Annotated in this window: 16 protein-coding genes; 9 read left to right on the top strand and 7 right to left on the bottom strand. The window is 63.8% G+C overall.

Features of this window, described 5'->3' with window-relative positions; translation table 11 throughout:
• Nucleotides 1-28: 28 nt before the first annotated feature.
• The 3 genes from C0456_RS17265 to C0456_RS17255 form a co-directional block, all read right to left on the bottom strand.
• Nucleotides 29-514, bottom strand: a complete 486-nt coding sequence (locus tag C0456_RS17265; protein WP_291054760.1) for a cytochrome c — start codon at nt 512-514, stop codon at nt 29-31.
• A 25-nt stretch (nt 515-539) separates the two neighbouring features.
• Nucleotides 540-1028: a hypothetical protein gene (locus C0456_RS17260; protein ID WP_291054757.1), complete on the bottom strand. Its 489-nt coding sequence runs from the start codon at nt 1026-1028 to the stop codon at nt 540-542.
• A gap of 172 nt (nt 1029-1200) precedes the next feature.
• Nucleotides 1201-2220 carry an aldo/keto reductase gene (locus C0456_RS17255; RefSeq protein WP_291054754.1) on the bottom strand — a complete coding sequence of 340 codons (1020 nt, stop codon included), beginning with the start codon at nt 2218-2220 and terminating at the stop codon, nt 1201-1203.
• 153 nt (nt 2221-2373) lie between these two features.
• Here C0456_RS17255 and C0456_RS17250 point away from each other — a divergent pair, with 153 nt between their 5' ends.
• Nucleotides 2374-3267 carry an AraC family transcriptional regulator gene (locus tag C0456_RS17250; protein WP_291054751.1) on the top strand — a complete coding sequence of 298 codons (894 nt, stop codon included), beginning with the start codon at nt 2374-2376 and terminating at the stop codon, nt 3265-3267.
• Nucleotides 3268-3271: 4 nt separating this feature from the next.
• Here C0456_RS17250 and C0456_RS17245 read toward each other — a convergent pair whose 3' ends face one another.
• Nucleotides 3272-3484 carry a DUF2842 domain-containing protein gene (locus C0456_RS17245; RefSeq protein ID WP_291054748.1) on the bottom strand — a complete coding sequence of 71 codons (213 nt, stop codon included), beginning with the start codon at nt 3482-3484 and terminating at the stop codon, nt 3272-3274.
• Between the two features lie 79 nt (nt 3485-3563).
• Between C0456_RS17245 and C0456_RS17240 the strand changes: the two genes are divergently transcribed.
• Complete coding sequence (locus C0456_RS17240; protein WP_291054744.1) at nt 3564-4613, top strand: COX15/CtaA family protein; 1050 nt, start codon at nt 3564-3566, stop codon at nt 4611-4613.
• On the opposite strand, the gene C0456_RS17235 is transcribed toward C0456_RS17240, so the two are convergent.
• Nucleotides 4597-5361 carry a hypothetical protein gene (locus C0456_RS17235; RefSeq protein ID WP_291054741.1) on the bottom strand — a complete coding sequence of 255 codons (765 nt, stop codon included), beginning with the start codon at nt 5359-5361 and terminating at the stop codon, nt 4597-4599. The genes C0456_RS17240 and C0456_RS17235 overlap by 17 nt on opposite strands.
• A 238-nt stretch (nt 5362-5599) precedes the next feature.
• Between C0456_RS17235 and rplM the strand changes: the two genes are divergently transcribed.
• From rplM to argC, 3 genes are all read left to right on the top strand, one after another.
• Nucleotides 5600-6064, top strand: a complete 465-nt coding sequence (gene rplM / locus C0456_RS17230) for a 50S ribosomal protein L13 (RefSeq protein WP_035600832.1) — start codon at nt 5600-5602, stop codon at nt 6062-6064.
• Between the two features lie 44 nt (nt 6065-6108).
• On the top strand, nt 6109-6552 hold the full coding sequence (gene rpsI, locus C0456_RS17225) for a 30S ribosomal protein S9 (protein ID WP_291054797.1): 444 nt from the start codon (nt 6109-6111) through the stop codon (nt 6550-6552).
• A 195-nt stretch (nt 6553-6747) separates the two neighbouring features.
• The gene (argC, locus tag C0456_RS17220) at nt 6748-7683 is read left to right on the top strand and encodes an N-acetyl-gamma-glutamyl-phosphate reductase (protein WP_291054737.1); all 936 of its coding nucleotides are present in this window, start codon (nt 6748-6750) and stop codon (nt 7681-7683) included.
• A gap of 138 nt (nt 7684-7821) precedes the next feature.
• Here argC and phaC read toward each other — a convergent pair whose 3' ends face one another.
• Nucleotides 7822-9654: a class I poly(R)-hydroxyalkanoic acid synthase gene (gene phaC, locus C0456_RS17215; protein WP_291054735.1), complete on the bottom strand. Its 1833-nt coding sequence runs from the start codon at nt 9652-9654 to the stop codon at nt 7822-7824.
• A gap of 71 nt (nt 9655-9725) precedes the next feature.
• On the opposite strand from phaC, the gene C0456_RS17210 reads away from it, so the two are divergent.
• Both C0456_RS17210 and C0456_RS17205 read left to right on the top strand, forming a co-directional pair.
• Nucleotides 9726-10148 carry a hypothetical protein gene (locus tag C0456_RS17210; protein ID WP_291054732.1) on the top strand — a complete coding sequence of 141 codons (423 nt, stop codon included), beginning with the start codon at nt 9726-9728 and terminating at the stop codon, nt 10146-10148.
• Between the two features lie 11 nt (nt 10149-10159).
• Nucleotides 10160-11374: an LL-diaminopimelate aminotransferase gene (locus C0456_RS17205; protein WP_291054729.1), complete on the top strand. Its 1215-nt coding sequence runs from the start codon at nt 10160-10162 to the stop codon at nt 11372-11374.
• A 96-nt stretch (nt 11375-11470) separates the two neighbouring features.
• Here C0456_RS17205 and C0456_RS17200 read toward each other — a convergent pair whose 3' ends face one another.
• Nucleotides 11471-12073, bottom strand: a complete 603-nt coding sequence (locus tag C0456_RS17200; RefSeq protein ID WP_291054727.1) for an EF-hand domain-containing protein — start codon at nt 12071-12073, stop codon at nt 11471-11473.
• A gap of 290 nt (nt 12074-12363) precedes the next feature.
• Between C0456_RS17200 and C0456_RS17195 the strand changes: the two genes are divergently transcribed.
• Nucleotides 12364-13647 (top strand): homoserine dehydrogenase, encoded by a 1284-nt coding sequence (locus C0456_RS17195; protein WP_291054725.1) that lies wholly within the window; start codon nt 12364-12366, stop codon nt 13645-13647.
• 53 nt (nt 13648-13700) lie between these two features.
• On the top strand, nt 13701-14654 hold the full coding sequence (gene glpX, locus C0456_RS17190; protein WP_291054722.1) for a class II fructose-bisphosphatase: 954 nt from the start codon (nt 13701-13703) through the stop codon (nt 14652-14654).
• Nucleotides 14655-14909: the final 255 nt, after the last annotated feature.

Genomic DNA, 14909 nt, shown 5'->3' with positions numbered 1-14909 from the left:
CCTTGGTTTGGGTTGCTGAAACGGGAAGTCAGGGGGAGGGGGAGTCTGCCCGGTATGATCCGTGGCAGGAGGAACATTTGAGCAGGATTGCGCCGAATGTGTCTTCAAGTTCTGCGGCCTTGTCTGGCTCTGCGGCGAGGCCGAGGCTGGCAAAATCACTCCGCATGGCCTTGCTGATCTGGCGGAAGCCTTCAGGGGCGTCCTTCACTATTCCCGAACTGGTGGGGTCTGGCGTGCCGAGGTCCTCGGAGACGGCCTTGATTGTTTCGAAGTCGCTGTAGCGGATGGCATCGGAGAGGACCGACATACCCTCCAGATATCTGATCATCTGTTGACGGATATGTTGCCGGCCAGCGGCGCTCAGCTCTACGGGGATGCGGCTGTCTGCCGGCGCCGGGCCCGCAGGCGGTGCCGCGTTCTGGCTGGCGGGGCGCAAGCCGGGCGCGGCAGAGATCAGGATGGCGCCAAGGCTGGCGCCGGCAAAGAAAACGAGAAGAAGGCGGATCGCGGACATGGGATATGCCTTCTGCCGGGGCGTTTCAGAAACTGATCAAGCGGGTTTCCGGCGCGCTGAAGTCTTCAGCGATGCTGGCCGGCGTTGCGACGCCGACGCCTTCCCGCAGCGCCTCTTCAGTGAGATTGCGCGTGGGAAGGAAAAGGGCGCAGACCTCTACGGTAGCGCCGCTGGCAATCAGCCCGGAGAGGAGATCGTCCGGGCTCCGCCCCGAAGGCGGGAAATTCGTGAAGGCCGGCTCCGGCGGTGTTTTGAGGGCAAGTTCGCCTGCCGGTCCGCACAGCATCAGCCGGGGGCTCATGCCTTCTGTCTGCGCGGCCCGTGTCAGCACAAGCGACATCATCTGAATTTCCGGATCGGGCGAAGTTATGATCGTCAGTAGGCGGTTTATGTTGTTGCTAGCGGCTGCGGGTGGTTGCATGGTTTCTGCCTTTGCCGGAGGTGTCGCCTGACAGCCCGCCATGATGGTCAGGGCGGCGAGGGGGAATAGGGCGCGGGCAATGCGGAATTTCATGCCATTCATCCTCTGCGGCTTATGGAAAGCATCCATACCGTATATTCGAAAACAATAAAATACGAAAATGCCGGGTCAGGGCGTGGCGCGGTGCCGCAGCGTCTGCAGCGGAAACGAGAAAAGGGTGAAGCGGCCGGCGCTTCACCCTTTTCCGTTTCTCCGGCTCTGAGCTTCAGGCGGTGCGGTAGGTGCTCTGGCGGTCCAGCATCCAGCCGGGATATTCTTCCGGCAGGCGGGAGACATCGTTCAGGCGCGCAAGGTCTTCCGGGCTGAGGCTGACCTTGGTGGCGCCGATATTGTCTTCCAGCTGGTCGAGGCGTTTGGCGCCGATAATCACGCTGGTGACGGCTTTCTGGTGCAGCAGCCAGGCAAGGGCGATCTGAGCGACACTGGCGCCCTTCGCTGCCGCAATCTCGCGCATCGCTTCAATGGCGGCGTAGCCGCGATCCATATTCACGGGCGGGAAATTGAAGGTGGCCCGGCGGCCATCATTGCCGCGGCCTTCCCGGTCATACTTGCCGGAGAGGTAACCGCCCGCCAGCGGGCTCCACACCATCAGACCGACTTTCTCAGAAGTCAGCATGGGGATGATTTCGCGTTCGAGGTCGCGCCCGGCGAGGGTGTAGTAGGCCTGCAGCGAGATGATGGGGGCAAGCTGGCGCAGCTGGGTGAGGCCGATGGCTTTCATCACCTGCCAGGCCGCCCAGTTGGAAAGGCCGAGATAGCGGACGGCGCCTTTCTGGACGAGCGTGTTGAGCGCTTCGAGGGTTTCCTCGATGGGAACGGCGGGGTCGAAACCGTGGATCTGGTAGAGGTCGATATGGTCAAGGCCGAGGCGTTTGAGGCTGGCTTCGGCCTGGTAGAGGATGTGGCCGCGCGAGCCGCCGCGATTGTTCGGGCCATCGGACATGGGGCCCAGCACCTTGGTGGCGATGACCACCTCATGCCGGGGCACACCCAGATTGCGCAGGGACTGGCCGAGGATTTCCTCGCTGCGGCCAAAGGAATAGATGTTCGCGGTGTCGATGAAGTTGATGCCGGCATCAAGCGAGGCTTTCACGAGGCCGTCTGCCTCATCCTGCTGAAGGCGGCCGATCTGGCCCCACATGGTTTCATCGCCGCCGAAGGTCATGGTGCCGAGGCAGAGTTCGGAAACGAAAAGTCCGGAATTGCCGAGTTGTCGCATACGCATGGGAAGGGCTCCGTTCTTGGGTGGCTGGGATGAGCGTGATTTAAGGGGGAACCGCGCAAAATTCGCCGCTGATCCTCTCAAAGTCTTGCCTGATCCTCTCAAATGCGGGGGCGGCCCATCGCGGAGGACGGGCATTTGTGGTTAGCTCTGCGCATGAGCACAGACCTCGAAAACCTTGCCGCCATCCTTGACCGTCATGCGCTGCGCCTTGGCGGCGAAACCCCGATACCAGGATTGCGCCTGACGCGGGTTGAGGCGCCGATGATCATCCGTTCTGTTTATCGCCCCTGCTTCTGTGCGGTGCTGCAGGGCGCGAAACTCTCCGTCCTGGGAGAGCAGGCATACCATTACGGCGCCGGTCAGATCCTTGTCGCGTCGATAGATGTACCCGTCACGGCACGGATCATGGAGGCGAGTGCGACAAAGCCTTACCTCGCCATGAGCCTTGAAATCGACGTGGCGGCCTTGGCCGAACTTCTGCCTGCGGCGGCGGAAGCTGGGGTGAGTGAGGAAAAGGCCTTCTCGGCGCTGCACACTTCGGCGTTGGAGGACGATCTGCTGGACGCGGTCGGCCGGTTGCTGAACCTGCTCGATCAGCCCAGCAACATCGCCGTGCTGGCGCCGCTGATCCAGCGGGAGATCATGTGGCGGCTGCTGAACGGGCCGTTGGGGCCAATGCTGAGGCATGTGAGCCTGCGTGACACGCGGGCGGCGCGGGTCGGCCGGGCCGCAGCGTGGGTGCGGGAACATTTCGATCAACCGCTGCGCGTGACTGAGCTGGCAGATATGGTTGGGATGAGCCTGGCCTCCTTCCATCGCCACTTCAAGGCGGTGACGACGCTGTCCCCCGTGCAATTCCAGAAGCTGGTAAGATTGCAGGAAGCACGGCGGATGCTGCTGGAGAACCATGAGGTGTCCGCCGTCGGCTATGCCATCGGCTATGAAAGCGCCTCGCATTTCAGCCGGGATTACCGCCGCCATTTCGGTGCGCCGCCAGGGCGGGACATTGCCGCGCTCCGGGCGATGGTGGCGCGGGAAGTGGCGTGACGCGCTAGTCTTCCTCGGGCGGCTCGACCGCGTTCATCCAGGCGAAGAGCGGTTTCAGGGGCAGGATCCACAGCACGCCGGCCAGAATATAGAACACCATCTGCACCCAGCCGGGGAGCGTGCCGACTGGGCCGCTGAGCGAGCCGACGGCCACCACATAGACCACCAGCCAGGCCAGCATCATCAGCATGGCGAGGGGCTTTCGCGGGTTGCGCATGGGCGTTTGACCTCCTTGGCCGGTGGGCTGCGACTTCAGCGACCCTTGATCGCCGCGCGCGTCAAGTGATCTAGGCCTCATGACACCAAGCGCAATTTCTCCCGTTGCCGCAGGCTGGATCCGCCGCTGGCTGATCCTGCTGGGCCTCATGGTCTATGCCATCATTCTGGTGGGCGGCGCCACGCGTCTCACCGATTCCGGCCTCTCCATCACCGAATGGAACCCCGTCAGCGGCGCCCTGCCGCCGATGAGCGAGGCAGACTGGCTGATCGAGTTCGAGAAATATCGCGCGACCACGCAATACCAGCTGACCAATGCCGGCATGTCGCTGTCCGAATTCCAGTTCATATTCTGGTGGGAATGGGGTCACCGGCAGATTGGCCGGCTGATCGGGCTGGTCGCAGTGGCGGGCTTTGCCTTCTTTGCCTGGCGCCGCTGGCTTGGGCGGGGGCTCGGGCTGAAGCTGGTGGGCCTGATTGCGCTGGGCGGCCTGCAGGGCGCGATCGGCTGGTGGATGGTTTCCAGCGGCATTGGCGACACGGACCGGGTTTCGGTCGCCCCTTACCGGCTGATGACGCATTTCACGCTGGCGCTCATCATCCTGGCGGTGATTACCTGGCTATGGCTCGATCTTGGCCCGCAGAAGCGCGAAGGCGCGCCGAAGGCGGCCCGGCGGGCGGCGCTGGCCCTGATGCTGCTGATCTTTGTGCAGATGGCGGCGGGCGCGCTGGTGGCGGGCCTGGATGCCGGGCGCACCTATACCGACTGGCCGCTGATGGCGGGGGAAGTGTTTCCGTCTCATTATCTGCATGCCGAGCTCGGCATCCGCAGCTTCTTCGAGGGGCGCGAAGCCACCCAGTTCAACCACCGCCTTCTGGCCTACATCCTGTGGACGGGCAGCCTGGTGGCGGCCTGGGCCTTCCGGAAGACGGCCGTGCGGCGGGAGTTTGCCTTCCTGGCGGTGCTGGTGTCGGCCCAGGCGATCTGGGGTATCCTGACGCTGCTGAACGCCGCCCCGATGGGGCTGGCCCTTGTTCACCAGGGGCTGGGTGTGGTGGCCACGCTGTGGGCCGTCTACACGGTCTGGCGTGCAGGCGGCCCGGAAACGCGGCTTAGTCCTTCAGCGTAATCGCGCTGGGATCAACGAACACAACCTGATGAGTGCCTTCGCTGGTTTCGCCGGCAATGACGACCACGCCGCCCGGATAGCCCCCGGCCGGCAGGGAGCCGTGCGCGGTGACGGCGGTGGGGGCGTCGGGCGCGGTCACCGTGATGCCATCACGGACAGTGATCGAGCTTGTGGTCATGCCCATGTCTGTGGAGATCTGCAGCGGGCCGCCTTCCTCGATGGAGAGGAGGGCGGCGTTGTCCCCGCGGGTCAGAGAGGCAGAGGCCGCCGAGCGGGGCGAAGCGACCAGCGTGTCATAGGCGAACACGCAGGAGGTGATGGGGAAACCGGCCTCGGTGGCGTCTTCCTCCTGCCAGGTCAGCTCATCACCGGACTGGCCGATGATACCGGTGCGCAGCAGGCGGTTGTTGGAGATCGTCCAGTAGGCGATGCGCATCAGGCCCTGAGAGCCGGCCTCTCCGCTACAGAGGCCTTCCACGGCCCGCGGTTCGGGAATGGGCAGGTCAATCTGGGCCGGGGCGACCAGACCCTCGCCGAAGACATAGGCCTTCAGGCTGCCTTCCTCGGTGACACCAGGGAAGATGGTGAGCTGGGTGCCCTGGATGCTGGAGGCGCGGCCATCGGCGATACCCTTCAGATGGAATCGCGTCGGTTCGCCCAGACGATCGCCTTCCATGTCGAAAAATTCGAGCCCGCCAGCGTCATAAGCGACCGCCAGAATGGCTCCAGAGCCCGTAGAGAGGGCCACATCGCGAACTTTTCCCTGCAAAGGACGGGTCGACCAGACGGCCGGAAGCTCTATTTCTCCTGATATTACAGGGGATTGACCGGGAGCCTCAGTCGGGGTCTCTTGCCGTCCACAGGCTGTTGCCGCAAAAAGCAGACTCAGCCCGGCGGCTGCGTTGACAAAGGGAAACGCGGCGCTTAAACGCCAGCCCTTAATTTGCATTCCTGGAACTCCGAAAGTAGAGGCTCTGAGCAGAGCGATGAAAACGTATAACGCACCCGTCGGGGTAGAGAACAAGTGGGTCGTGATCGACGCGACGGACGTCGTTGTCGGACGCCTTGCTTCTTACGTCGCCAAACGCCTTCGCGGCAAGCACCGCCCTGACTTTACTCCGCATGTGGATACCGGCGATCACATCGTCGTTATCAATGCCGAGAAGGCCGTGTTCACCGGCAACAAGCTGACCGACAAGGTCTATTACCGCCACACCGGTTATCCGGGCGGTATCAAGGAAACCACGGCTGGCAAGATCCTTTCCGGCCGCTTCCCGGAGCGCGCCATCGAGCTCGCCGTGAAGCGCATGATGCCGCGTGAAAGCGCGCTGTCGCGCAAACAGTTCGGCAAGCTGCGTATCTACGCTGGCGCCGAGCACCCGCACACTGCACAGGCGCCTGAAGTCGTCGACTTCAAGGCGATGAACCGCAAAAACTCGAAAACGGCCTGATAAACATGACCGACACCTCCAACTCGCTGCAAGACCTTGGCGCCATGACCGGCGCGCCTTCCGCTCAGCCGGTGAAAGCCGTTGAGCCGAAGATCGATGCCCAGGGCCGCGCTTACGGCACTGGCCGCCGCAAGGAAGCCACCGCCCGCGTCTGGATCAAGCGTGGCACTGGCAAGATCATCATCAATGGCCGTGACCAGGAGCAGTATTTTGCTCGTCCGGTTCTGCGCATGGTGATTGCCCAGCCGCTGATCGAAGCTGGCCGCGAAAGCGAGTTCGATGTGATCGCGACTGTCAAAGGCTCGGGCCTCATGGGTCAGGCCGGCGCGGTGCGTCACGGCATTTCCCGCGCGCTCGTGGCTTATGAGCCGGGCCTGCGCGCCGTTCTGAAGCCGTTCGGCTTCATGACCCGCGACCCGCGCGTTGTTGAGCGCAAGAAGTACGGCAAAGCGAAAGCCCGCCGCAGCTTCCAGTTCTCGAAGCGCTAATCGCAGCAGCACATATCCAATGTCTGGCGGGCGCTTCGGAAACGGAGCGCCCGTTTGTTTTGGGGTTTACTTCATCCTGCGGGGGTGAGGGGGAACTCCGCCAAACGTGAAATGCACCGCTTCGGCGTAGCACTCCCTCACCCCCAACCCCCTCTCCCGAGGGAGAGGGGGGCTTAAGGAAATTGAGGACGGCCCATGAACCCCAAGGTCTTCATTGATGGCGAAGCCGGCACCACCGGCCTGCAGATTGCCGAGCGGCTGAAAGACCGCACGGATCTGGACCTGATCTCGATCCACCCTGACAAGCGCAAGGATGTGGATGAGCGCGCGCGCCTGATCAACAAGGCGGACGTGGTGATCCTCTGCCTGCCCGATGAGGCGGCGCGCCTCGCCGTCAGCCTGGTGACCAACCCCAACACGGTGATCATTGACGCCTCCACCGCCCACCGGGTTTCGCCGGGCTGGGTCTATGGCTTTGCGGAGCTGGACAAGGGCCAGCGCGCGGCCATCGCGGCGGCCAAGCGCATTTCCAATCCCGGCTGCTATCCCACCGGCTTCATTGCCCTGGTGCGCCCCCTGGTGACGGCGGGGATCATTCCGCATGACTGGCCGGTGACGGTGAATGCCGTGTCGGGCTATTCGGGCGGCGGCAAGCCGATGATTGCCGAGTTTGAGGAGCGCCAGACGCAGGACAATTTCCGCATCTATGCCCTCGGCCAGCAGCACAAGCATCCGCCGGAGATGAAGAAGTTCACCGGCCTCTCGCATCTCCCCATGTTCACGCCGGCCGTGGGCCGCTACGCGCAGGGGATGATCGTGGAAGTGCCGCTGCCGCTCTGGGCACTGCCTTCACGGCCGAAGCGCAAGGACATCCACAAGGCGCTGAGCGCCGCCTATGCGGGCGAGGCGTTCGTGAAGGTTGTTCCGCTGGCGGAGGGAGACGCGCTGAAGGGGCTCGACGCGGAAGGCTGCAACGATACCAACCGGCTGGAGATCTATGTCTTCGGGACAGATGAGCAGGCCCGTCTCGTGGCCCGGCTCGATAATCTGGGCAAGGGCGCCTCGGGCGCGGCGGTGCAGAATTTGAATATTGCGCTGGGGCTGGACGAGGGCGCGGGGCTGGTCGCTTAAGCCTCTATCTCGAACCCCTCTCCCTCGGGAGAGGGGCAGGGGTGAGGGGGAGCCGCCGTTAAGCGATCTGCCTCTTTGAGGTGTTGCGCGCCCTCACCCCCAACCCCCTCTCCCGCAGGAGAGGGGGCTAAGGAGGGCCTACTGCGGCGGCAGTTTGATGTCTTCGAGGCGCACCTTGACGTAGCTGCCCGGCGCGGCGCCGAGGCCCATGTCCTTCGGCTCCACGGCCTTCACCTTGCGGCCGGATTTCGGCTTCAGCCAGGCCCACCAGGTGGGCCACCAGCTGCCGGGTGTCTCCGTGGCCGTCTGCAGCCAGTCGGCAGCGGTGGCCGGATCGAGGCTGGTATTGGTCCAGTGCTGGTATTTCTTCGCGTCCGGATGGTTGACCACACCGGCGATATGTCCGGAGCCGGACAGAACGAATGTGGTGTCCCCGCCATAGCGCTTGGCCGAGCGGTAGACGCTTTCAAACGGGACGATGTGATCGTCCTTGGAGGCCTGCAGCATCACGGGGATCTGGATGTTGGCCATGTTCACCGTCTCTCCGAGTACGGTGTATTCGCCGCGGGCGAGGCGGTTTTCGGCGTAGCATTCGGAGAGATAACGCTTGTGGACCGGGCCTGGAATGTTGGTCTGGTCGGCGTTCCAATAGAGCAGGTCGAACGGGCGGGGATCCTTGCCCAGCATGTACTGGTCGATCACATAACGCCAGACGAGATCAATCGGGCGCAGCCAGTTGAACGTCTCATACATGTCCTTGCCAGGCATGATGCCGCCATGGTTCTCGATGATGCTGTAGACATAGTTCCTGCCCGGACCATCGGTGAAGACCTTCAGGTCTCCGGCGAGTTCAAAGTCGGACTGCGAGGCGAAGAAGGTAGCCGAACCGATCTTGTCATAGCCGGTGGCGGCCATATGCCCGAGGGCTGAGGTGAGCAGCGTGCCGCCGATGCAATAGCCCACGGCATTGAGGCTCTTGGCGCCGGCGGCCTGCAGGGCGGCCTCGACAGCGGCATAGATGCCCTTCTTGACGTAATCGTCCCAGGTGTAATCCTTCGTCACCCCATCGGCCGAGCGCCAGGAAACGACGAAGACCGTCAGTCCACGGTCTACCAGCCAGCGGATCATCGAATTCTTTTCCTGCAGGTCCAGGATGTAGAACTTGTTGATCCAGGGCGGGAAGATCAGCAGGGGCTTGGAATAGACGGTTTCCTGCGATGGGGCGAATTGCAGGAGTTCGATCAGGTCGTTGCGGAAGACGACCTGGCCGGGCGCCGTGGCGATGTTCTCGCCGAGCTTGAACGGGGTTTCGTCGGTCTGGGTGATGTGCAGCTTGCCGCCGCCCTTGCGCACGTCTTCGCGCGCCATGCGGATGCCGGCCAGAACGCTTTCCCCGCCGCTTTCGATGAAGGCTTTCAGCGCCTGCGGGTTGGTGCCCAGGAAGTTTGTGGGCGAGAGGCTGTCGGTCAGCAGCTGCATGAAGAATTTGGCGCGCAGGTGGATCGGCTCGTCGATGTCGGGCGCGCGGTCAGCCAGGCTCAGCATCCAGCGGGCGTTGAGATCATACGCCTTGCGGATGAATTTGAAGGTGGGGTTTGCCTGCCATTCGGGATCGGAGAAGCGCTTGTCCTTTTCCGGCTTGGCTTCGGTGGCAAGGCTTTCGCTCACCATCTCCTGCCAGAGGCCCATCCAGCCCTGCATCAGGTCCATATTGGCCTGCATCAGCGCCATGGGGTTACGCGCGAGACTCATGCCGACCTGGCCGAACGCATCGGCCGCGCCCATCGGGTCGCCCTGGGTGACGGTGCCCAGCGGGCCCGAACCGGTGAGAACTTCGGCGAGAAGGGCCTGGGATTCTGTGTTTGCCAGCGCCAGAGTGGTCATCAGCACTTGCAGATGTGCCGGGTCCTGCGCCATCAGCAAGGATGCGATGGAGGGTGTTTCAGCCGCTGGTGTTTTGTTTCCGCCCATATGTCGTAGTTTCGCCCGCTTCTTTGGGCTTATCTATCCTTTAGAATGTTTGTCATTTAATGAGCTTAACCATGAAAAACACGGCGATTCCCCTCCTGATTGTGCCGGTCCTGTTTATTGCGGGATGTTCATCTTCCTTTGCGAAGGTGCGGGAGACGGTGAACAACGCCCCGGCATGGTATGCTGAGCGCCGCGTGGAGATCCGCGGGGAAGGGTATCCGGACCTTTCGACCCTGCCAAAGGTTGATCCGGATAATGTACCCGGAACAACGCTGAAAGCACAGCTGGGCCGTGGCAATGAGCTGGCCATAGAGTTCGCAGACCCCCGAGCGGAAGTGGCGGTGGGCGGAGCTGAGGAAATCCGCGCCATCGCCGCAAGCATGATTGGCGGTTTTGGCAATATTCCGCCGGAACCCGATTTCCTTACCGAAGCCGAAATCGCTGCCATCCGCAGCAAGTTCAATGTTCCCCGCGTCACACAAGACGAATTTTGAGACCTCTGAAAATGAACACCGACTTTCACAAGATCCGGCGCCTTCCGCCCTACGTGTTTGAACAGGTGAACCGCACGAAAGCGGCGCTGCGCGCCAAGGGCGCTGACATCATCGACCTCGGCATGGGCAACCCTGACCTGCCGACACCCAAGCATATCGTCGACAAGCTGGTCGAGACCGCCCGCAAGCCGGACGTGAACGGCTATTCTGCCTCGCGCGGCATTCCGGGCCTCCGCCGGGCGCTGACCGATTATTACAAGCGCCGTTTCGGCGTCAGCCTGGACAAGGACCGGGAGGTGATCGTCACGCTCGGCTCCAAGGAGGGGTTTGCCAACCTTGCCCAGGCCATCTCTGCGCCCGGCGATGTGATCCTGGCGCCAGACCCCTCCTATCCGCTGCACCATTTCGGCTTCATCATCGCAGGTGCCTCGATCCGCGGTGTGCCCGCGCATACGCCCGAGCAGTATCTCTCCAGCCTCGGCCGGGCGGTGAAATATTCCGTGCCGCCGCCCACCGCGATGGTGCTGTGCTTCCCGTCCAACCCGACGGCGGCGGTCTGCGATCTCGACTTCTATAAGGAGGCCGTGAAGTTCGCCAAGAAGCACGACCTCTGGGTGCTCTCAGACCTTGCCTATAACGAGATCTATTTCGAGGAGCCGACGCCCTCCATCCTTCAGGTGGACGGGGCGAAGGACATCGCGGTGGAGTTCACCACCATGTCGAAGACCTATTCCATGGCCGGTTGGCGAATGGGCTTCGTGGCGGGCAATGAGAAGCTCGTCGGCGCGCTCGCCCGCGTGAAGTCCTACCTCGATTACGGCGCCTATACGCCGATCCAGGTGGCCGCTGTGGCCGCGCTCGACGGGCCGCAGGAATGCGTGGCCGAGACGCGCGCGATCTACAAGGCGCGCCGCGATGTGCTGGTGGACAGCTTCACCCGCGCCGGCTGGCCGGTGCCGAGCCCGAAGGCGTCGATGTTTGCCTGGGCGCCGATCCCGGAACAGCTGCGCCATCTGGGCAGTCTTGAATTCTCGCTGCAGCTCATCAACGAAGCGCATGTCGCCGTCGCGCCCGGCGCGGGCTTTGGCGAGCATGGGGATGATTATGTCCGCATCGCGCTGGTCGAGAATGAGCAGCGCATCCGCCAGGCCGGGCGGAATATCCGGAAGTTCCTCGCCTCGCGCGGCGTGAAGGAGATCAAGCCGGCGGTGGCCGCAGCGGAGTAATCCGTAGGGTGCATTAAGCGCAGCGCAATGCACCGGTTCGCGATGGCGGCCGGTGCATTGCGGCCGTTGGCCTTAATGCACCCTACATGCGTACTCTTACGGGCGGGCGAAACGGAAGCTGGCGGCGAAGGCCTGGGCCTGTTCGGGGGTGAGTTCGCCAGTCCCGTCCGTATCGGCGGCGTCGAAGCGGGCGCGGATGGCGGCGGTCAGGTCAGCGCGGGAGATTGTGCCGTCGCTACCGGCGGTTTCCGCAAAGAACTCATCCTGGGTGATCGGCGTCTGGCCGGTTTCTTCCACCCGTTCACTCGTGCCGGGAATGGCGCCGATGGTGGTGCCGGCATTGGTGGGCACGGTTTCATCGGCCTGGCCGAGCGCCGGGGCGAGAATGCCGTATTCCTGACGGTCCAGCTGACCGCTATTGTCCTTGTCGGCCAGCGTCATCATCGCGTCTACCGCTGCCTCGATGTCGGCGCGGCGGGTGATCTTGGTGGCCGTGGTGACGGCGCGGTCAATCTGCCCGGCGCCGCCATCTGCGGGGCTGGCTTCAGGGCCGGTTGCCGGAGTTTCAGCCGCAGGATCGGCCGCGACAGGTGCTGAAACATCGCCCGGCGCTTCGCCGCGGTCGATCTCCTGATAGGGGGTGCAGTTTGCCAGGACGCAAACCGACGCGATCGACGCAAGAAGGATACGCTTGTTCATCAGAAAAGTCCTCGCCTGGGGGTGTTCTGACCTTAACGCCTCTGCAGCGAATCGGTTCCGTCTGGCCGCAACCAGGCGTTGGCAACGCGCACGGTGCAGACCAGATGCCCGGTTCTGGCTGTTGATCCGGGTAACCCTCTCTGGCTCACACATCCGGCGCGGCGGCCATTGACAAGCAAGCCTCGAAGATTGCTGCGAGAGGCAGGGATAGGCCGCTGCCAGCACTTCCCCCGGCGGTCTAAAAAGGCTAGGCAGCAGCCCGAAGCGTAAGAGATGAAAAGGGGCGCCTTGTGGGGCCTTTGAGAATTGGAATTGCCGGCCTCGGCCATGTGGGCTGCGGGCTGATCGAGCTGGTGCAGCGGCAGGATCGCCTGCGGTTGCCGGGCAAGGTGGAGATTGCGGGCGTCAGCGCGCGCTCGCAGAGCCGCAACCGGCCCGTCAGCACCGATGCCTACACCTGGTTTGACGACGCCGCGACGCTGGCCGAAGACCCGAATGTGGACGTGTTCGTGGAACTCGTCGGCGGATCGGACGGCCCGGCGAAGTTTGCTGTGGAATCGGCCCTGCGGGCGGGCAAGCATGTGGTGACCGCCAACAAGGCGCTGATCGCCAAGCATGGCAACGCGCTGGCCGCGCTGGCCGCCGAGAAGCAGGTGGACCTGCTGTTCGAGGCCGCTGTGGCCGGCGGCATCCCGGTGGTGCGCGTGCTGCGCGACAGCCTGGCGGGCACCGAAGTGACCCGCGTTTCGGGCATCCTCAACGGCACCTGCAACTTCATCACCTCCACCATGCTGGAAACCGGGCGGTCCTATGAGGACGTTCTGGAGGAAGCCCAGAAGCGCGGCTATGCCGAGGCGGACCCGACGCTGGACGTTTCGGGCATGGACGCGGCCCATAAGGCGGCGATCCTTTCGGCGATTGCCTTCTCGGCGGACCTTGATTTCTCCAAGGTTTCCGTGCGCGGCATCGAGGAGATCGGCCTTCTGGACCTGCGCCTGGCTGACCGGCTGGGTTTCCGCATCAAACTCATCGCAGAAGGCGTGCTGACGCCGGCGGGCGTTGTGTGCCGGGTTGAGCCGATGGCGCTGCCCCTTGGCCATGCGCTGTCGCGGATCGACGGGTCGCTGAACTCTGTCCGGATCGAGGGCGACCCCCTGGGCGCGGTCGTGCTGACGGGGCCGGGTGCTGGTTCCGGCCCGACGGCGAGCGCCGTGATGGGCGATGTGGCCAAGCTCTTCCGCCCGGCCATCCGCAACGCCTTTGGCCGCGCGCAGCACCATGTGGCCCAGCCTTTTGTGGCCGGCGGGCAGGAGGAGGTTTCGCCCTTCTTCCTGCGCGTGCGCCTGACCGACAAGCCGGGCACGCTGGCGGCGCTGACCGAAGCGCTGGCCGAAGAAGGCGTCTCGGTGGACAAGCTGCTGCAGGACTCGGCCGATGAAACGGGCGCCAGCCCCGTGGCCGTGGTAACCCATCGCTGCCCCCGCCGGCAGATCCTTTCGGCGATTGCCCGGATCGAGGCGCTCGGCGTGACCGTGGAAGCCCCCAGACTGATCAGAATCGAGACGGCAAGCTAATTGCTTAGGCCGCCCCAACCCCTACGAACGACGACCCGATTTCGGAGAAGAAGATGGATAACAGCGTACTGACCTCGAGCCTTGCAGACGCCATGGTGCGCGTGACCGAACTGTCGGCCATCGCGGCCGCCCGCCTCGCCGGGCGCGGGGATGAGAAGAAAGCCGACGCGGCGGCTGTGGATGCCATGCGGTCGGCGTTCAACGAGGTCGATTTCAAGGGCCGCGTCGTGATCGGCGAAGGCGAGCGGGATGAAGCCCCGATGCTCTATATCGGCGAGGAAGTCGGCACCGGCAAAGGCCCGGAGATCGACATCGCGCTCGACCCGCTGGAAGGCACGACCCTGACGGCGAAAGCCATGCCGGACGCCTGCGCCGTGCTGGCGATTGCCCCGCGCGGCGGCCTGCTGCATGCGCCCGACACCTATATGGACAAGATCGCGGTGGGCCCTGGCTATCCGGAGGGGATCGTCAGCCTCGAGGCGAGCCCGGCGGAGAATATCAAGGCGCTGGCCAAGCATGCCAAACGCAAGGTTGAGGATATGACCGTGTGCGTGCTGGACCGCCCGCGCCACCAGGACATCATCGACTCGCTGCGCTCGGCCGGGGCGCGCATCTCGCTGATCACCGATGGCGATGTGGCCGGCGTGATCGCGACGACCAATCCGCTGACCGGCGTTGACATGTATGTTGGCCAGGGCGGGGCGCCAGAAGGCGTGCTGGCGGCCGCAGCGCTGAAATGCGTGGGCGGACAGATGTTTGGCCGCCTCGTTTTCCGCAATGACGACGAGAAGAAGCGCGCCAGCCGCGTGGGCATCACCGATTTCGGCAAGACCTACAGCCTGAATGAGCTGGCTTCGGGTGAGACCGTGTTTTGCGCCACCGGCGTGACCAAGGGCAACCTGCTCGACGGCGTGCTGCACCGCGATGGCCGCGTGCATACGCACACGCTGGTGATGACGTCTACGGACGGCATGGTGCGCTATGTGCGCAGTGCCCGGAAGATCTGAGGCAGACTTAGTTTTCGGATTTTGAAGACACCGGCGGGGCAGGGCTCCGCCGGTGTTTTTGTTTGCGCGCAGCGCGGAGGGCCGGAACGCGCGGAGGGCGCGGCCGGTGTAGCGTTTTTGCGGAGAGCGGCCCCACCCTATCCCTCCCCATGAATGGGGAGGGGACCTGTTGCGTGGGGGGAGAGGTTGGGTTTCGGTGGAGAGCGACTTTTCCCCAGGGCGCGACTTGCCCCCTCCCCATGGCTATGGGGAGGG

Origin of the sequence: Hyphomonas sp. (assembly GCF_013823385.1) — a bacterium.
Lineage (GTDB): Bacteria > Pseudomonadota > Alphaproteobacteria > Caulobacterales > Hyphomonadaceae > Hyphomonas.
Note: the sequence above shows the minus strand (reverse complement) of the source record. Positions and strands in the feature narration are given on the sequence as shown.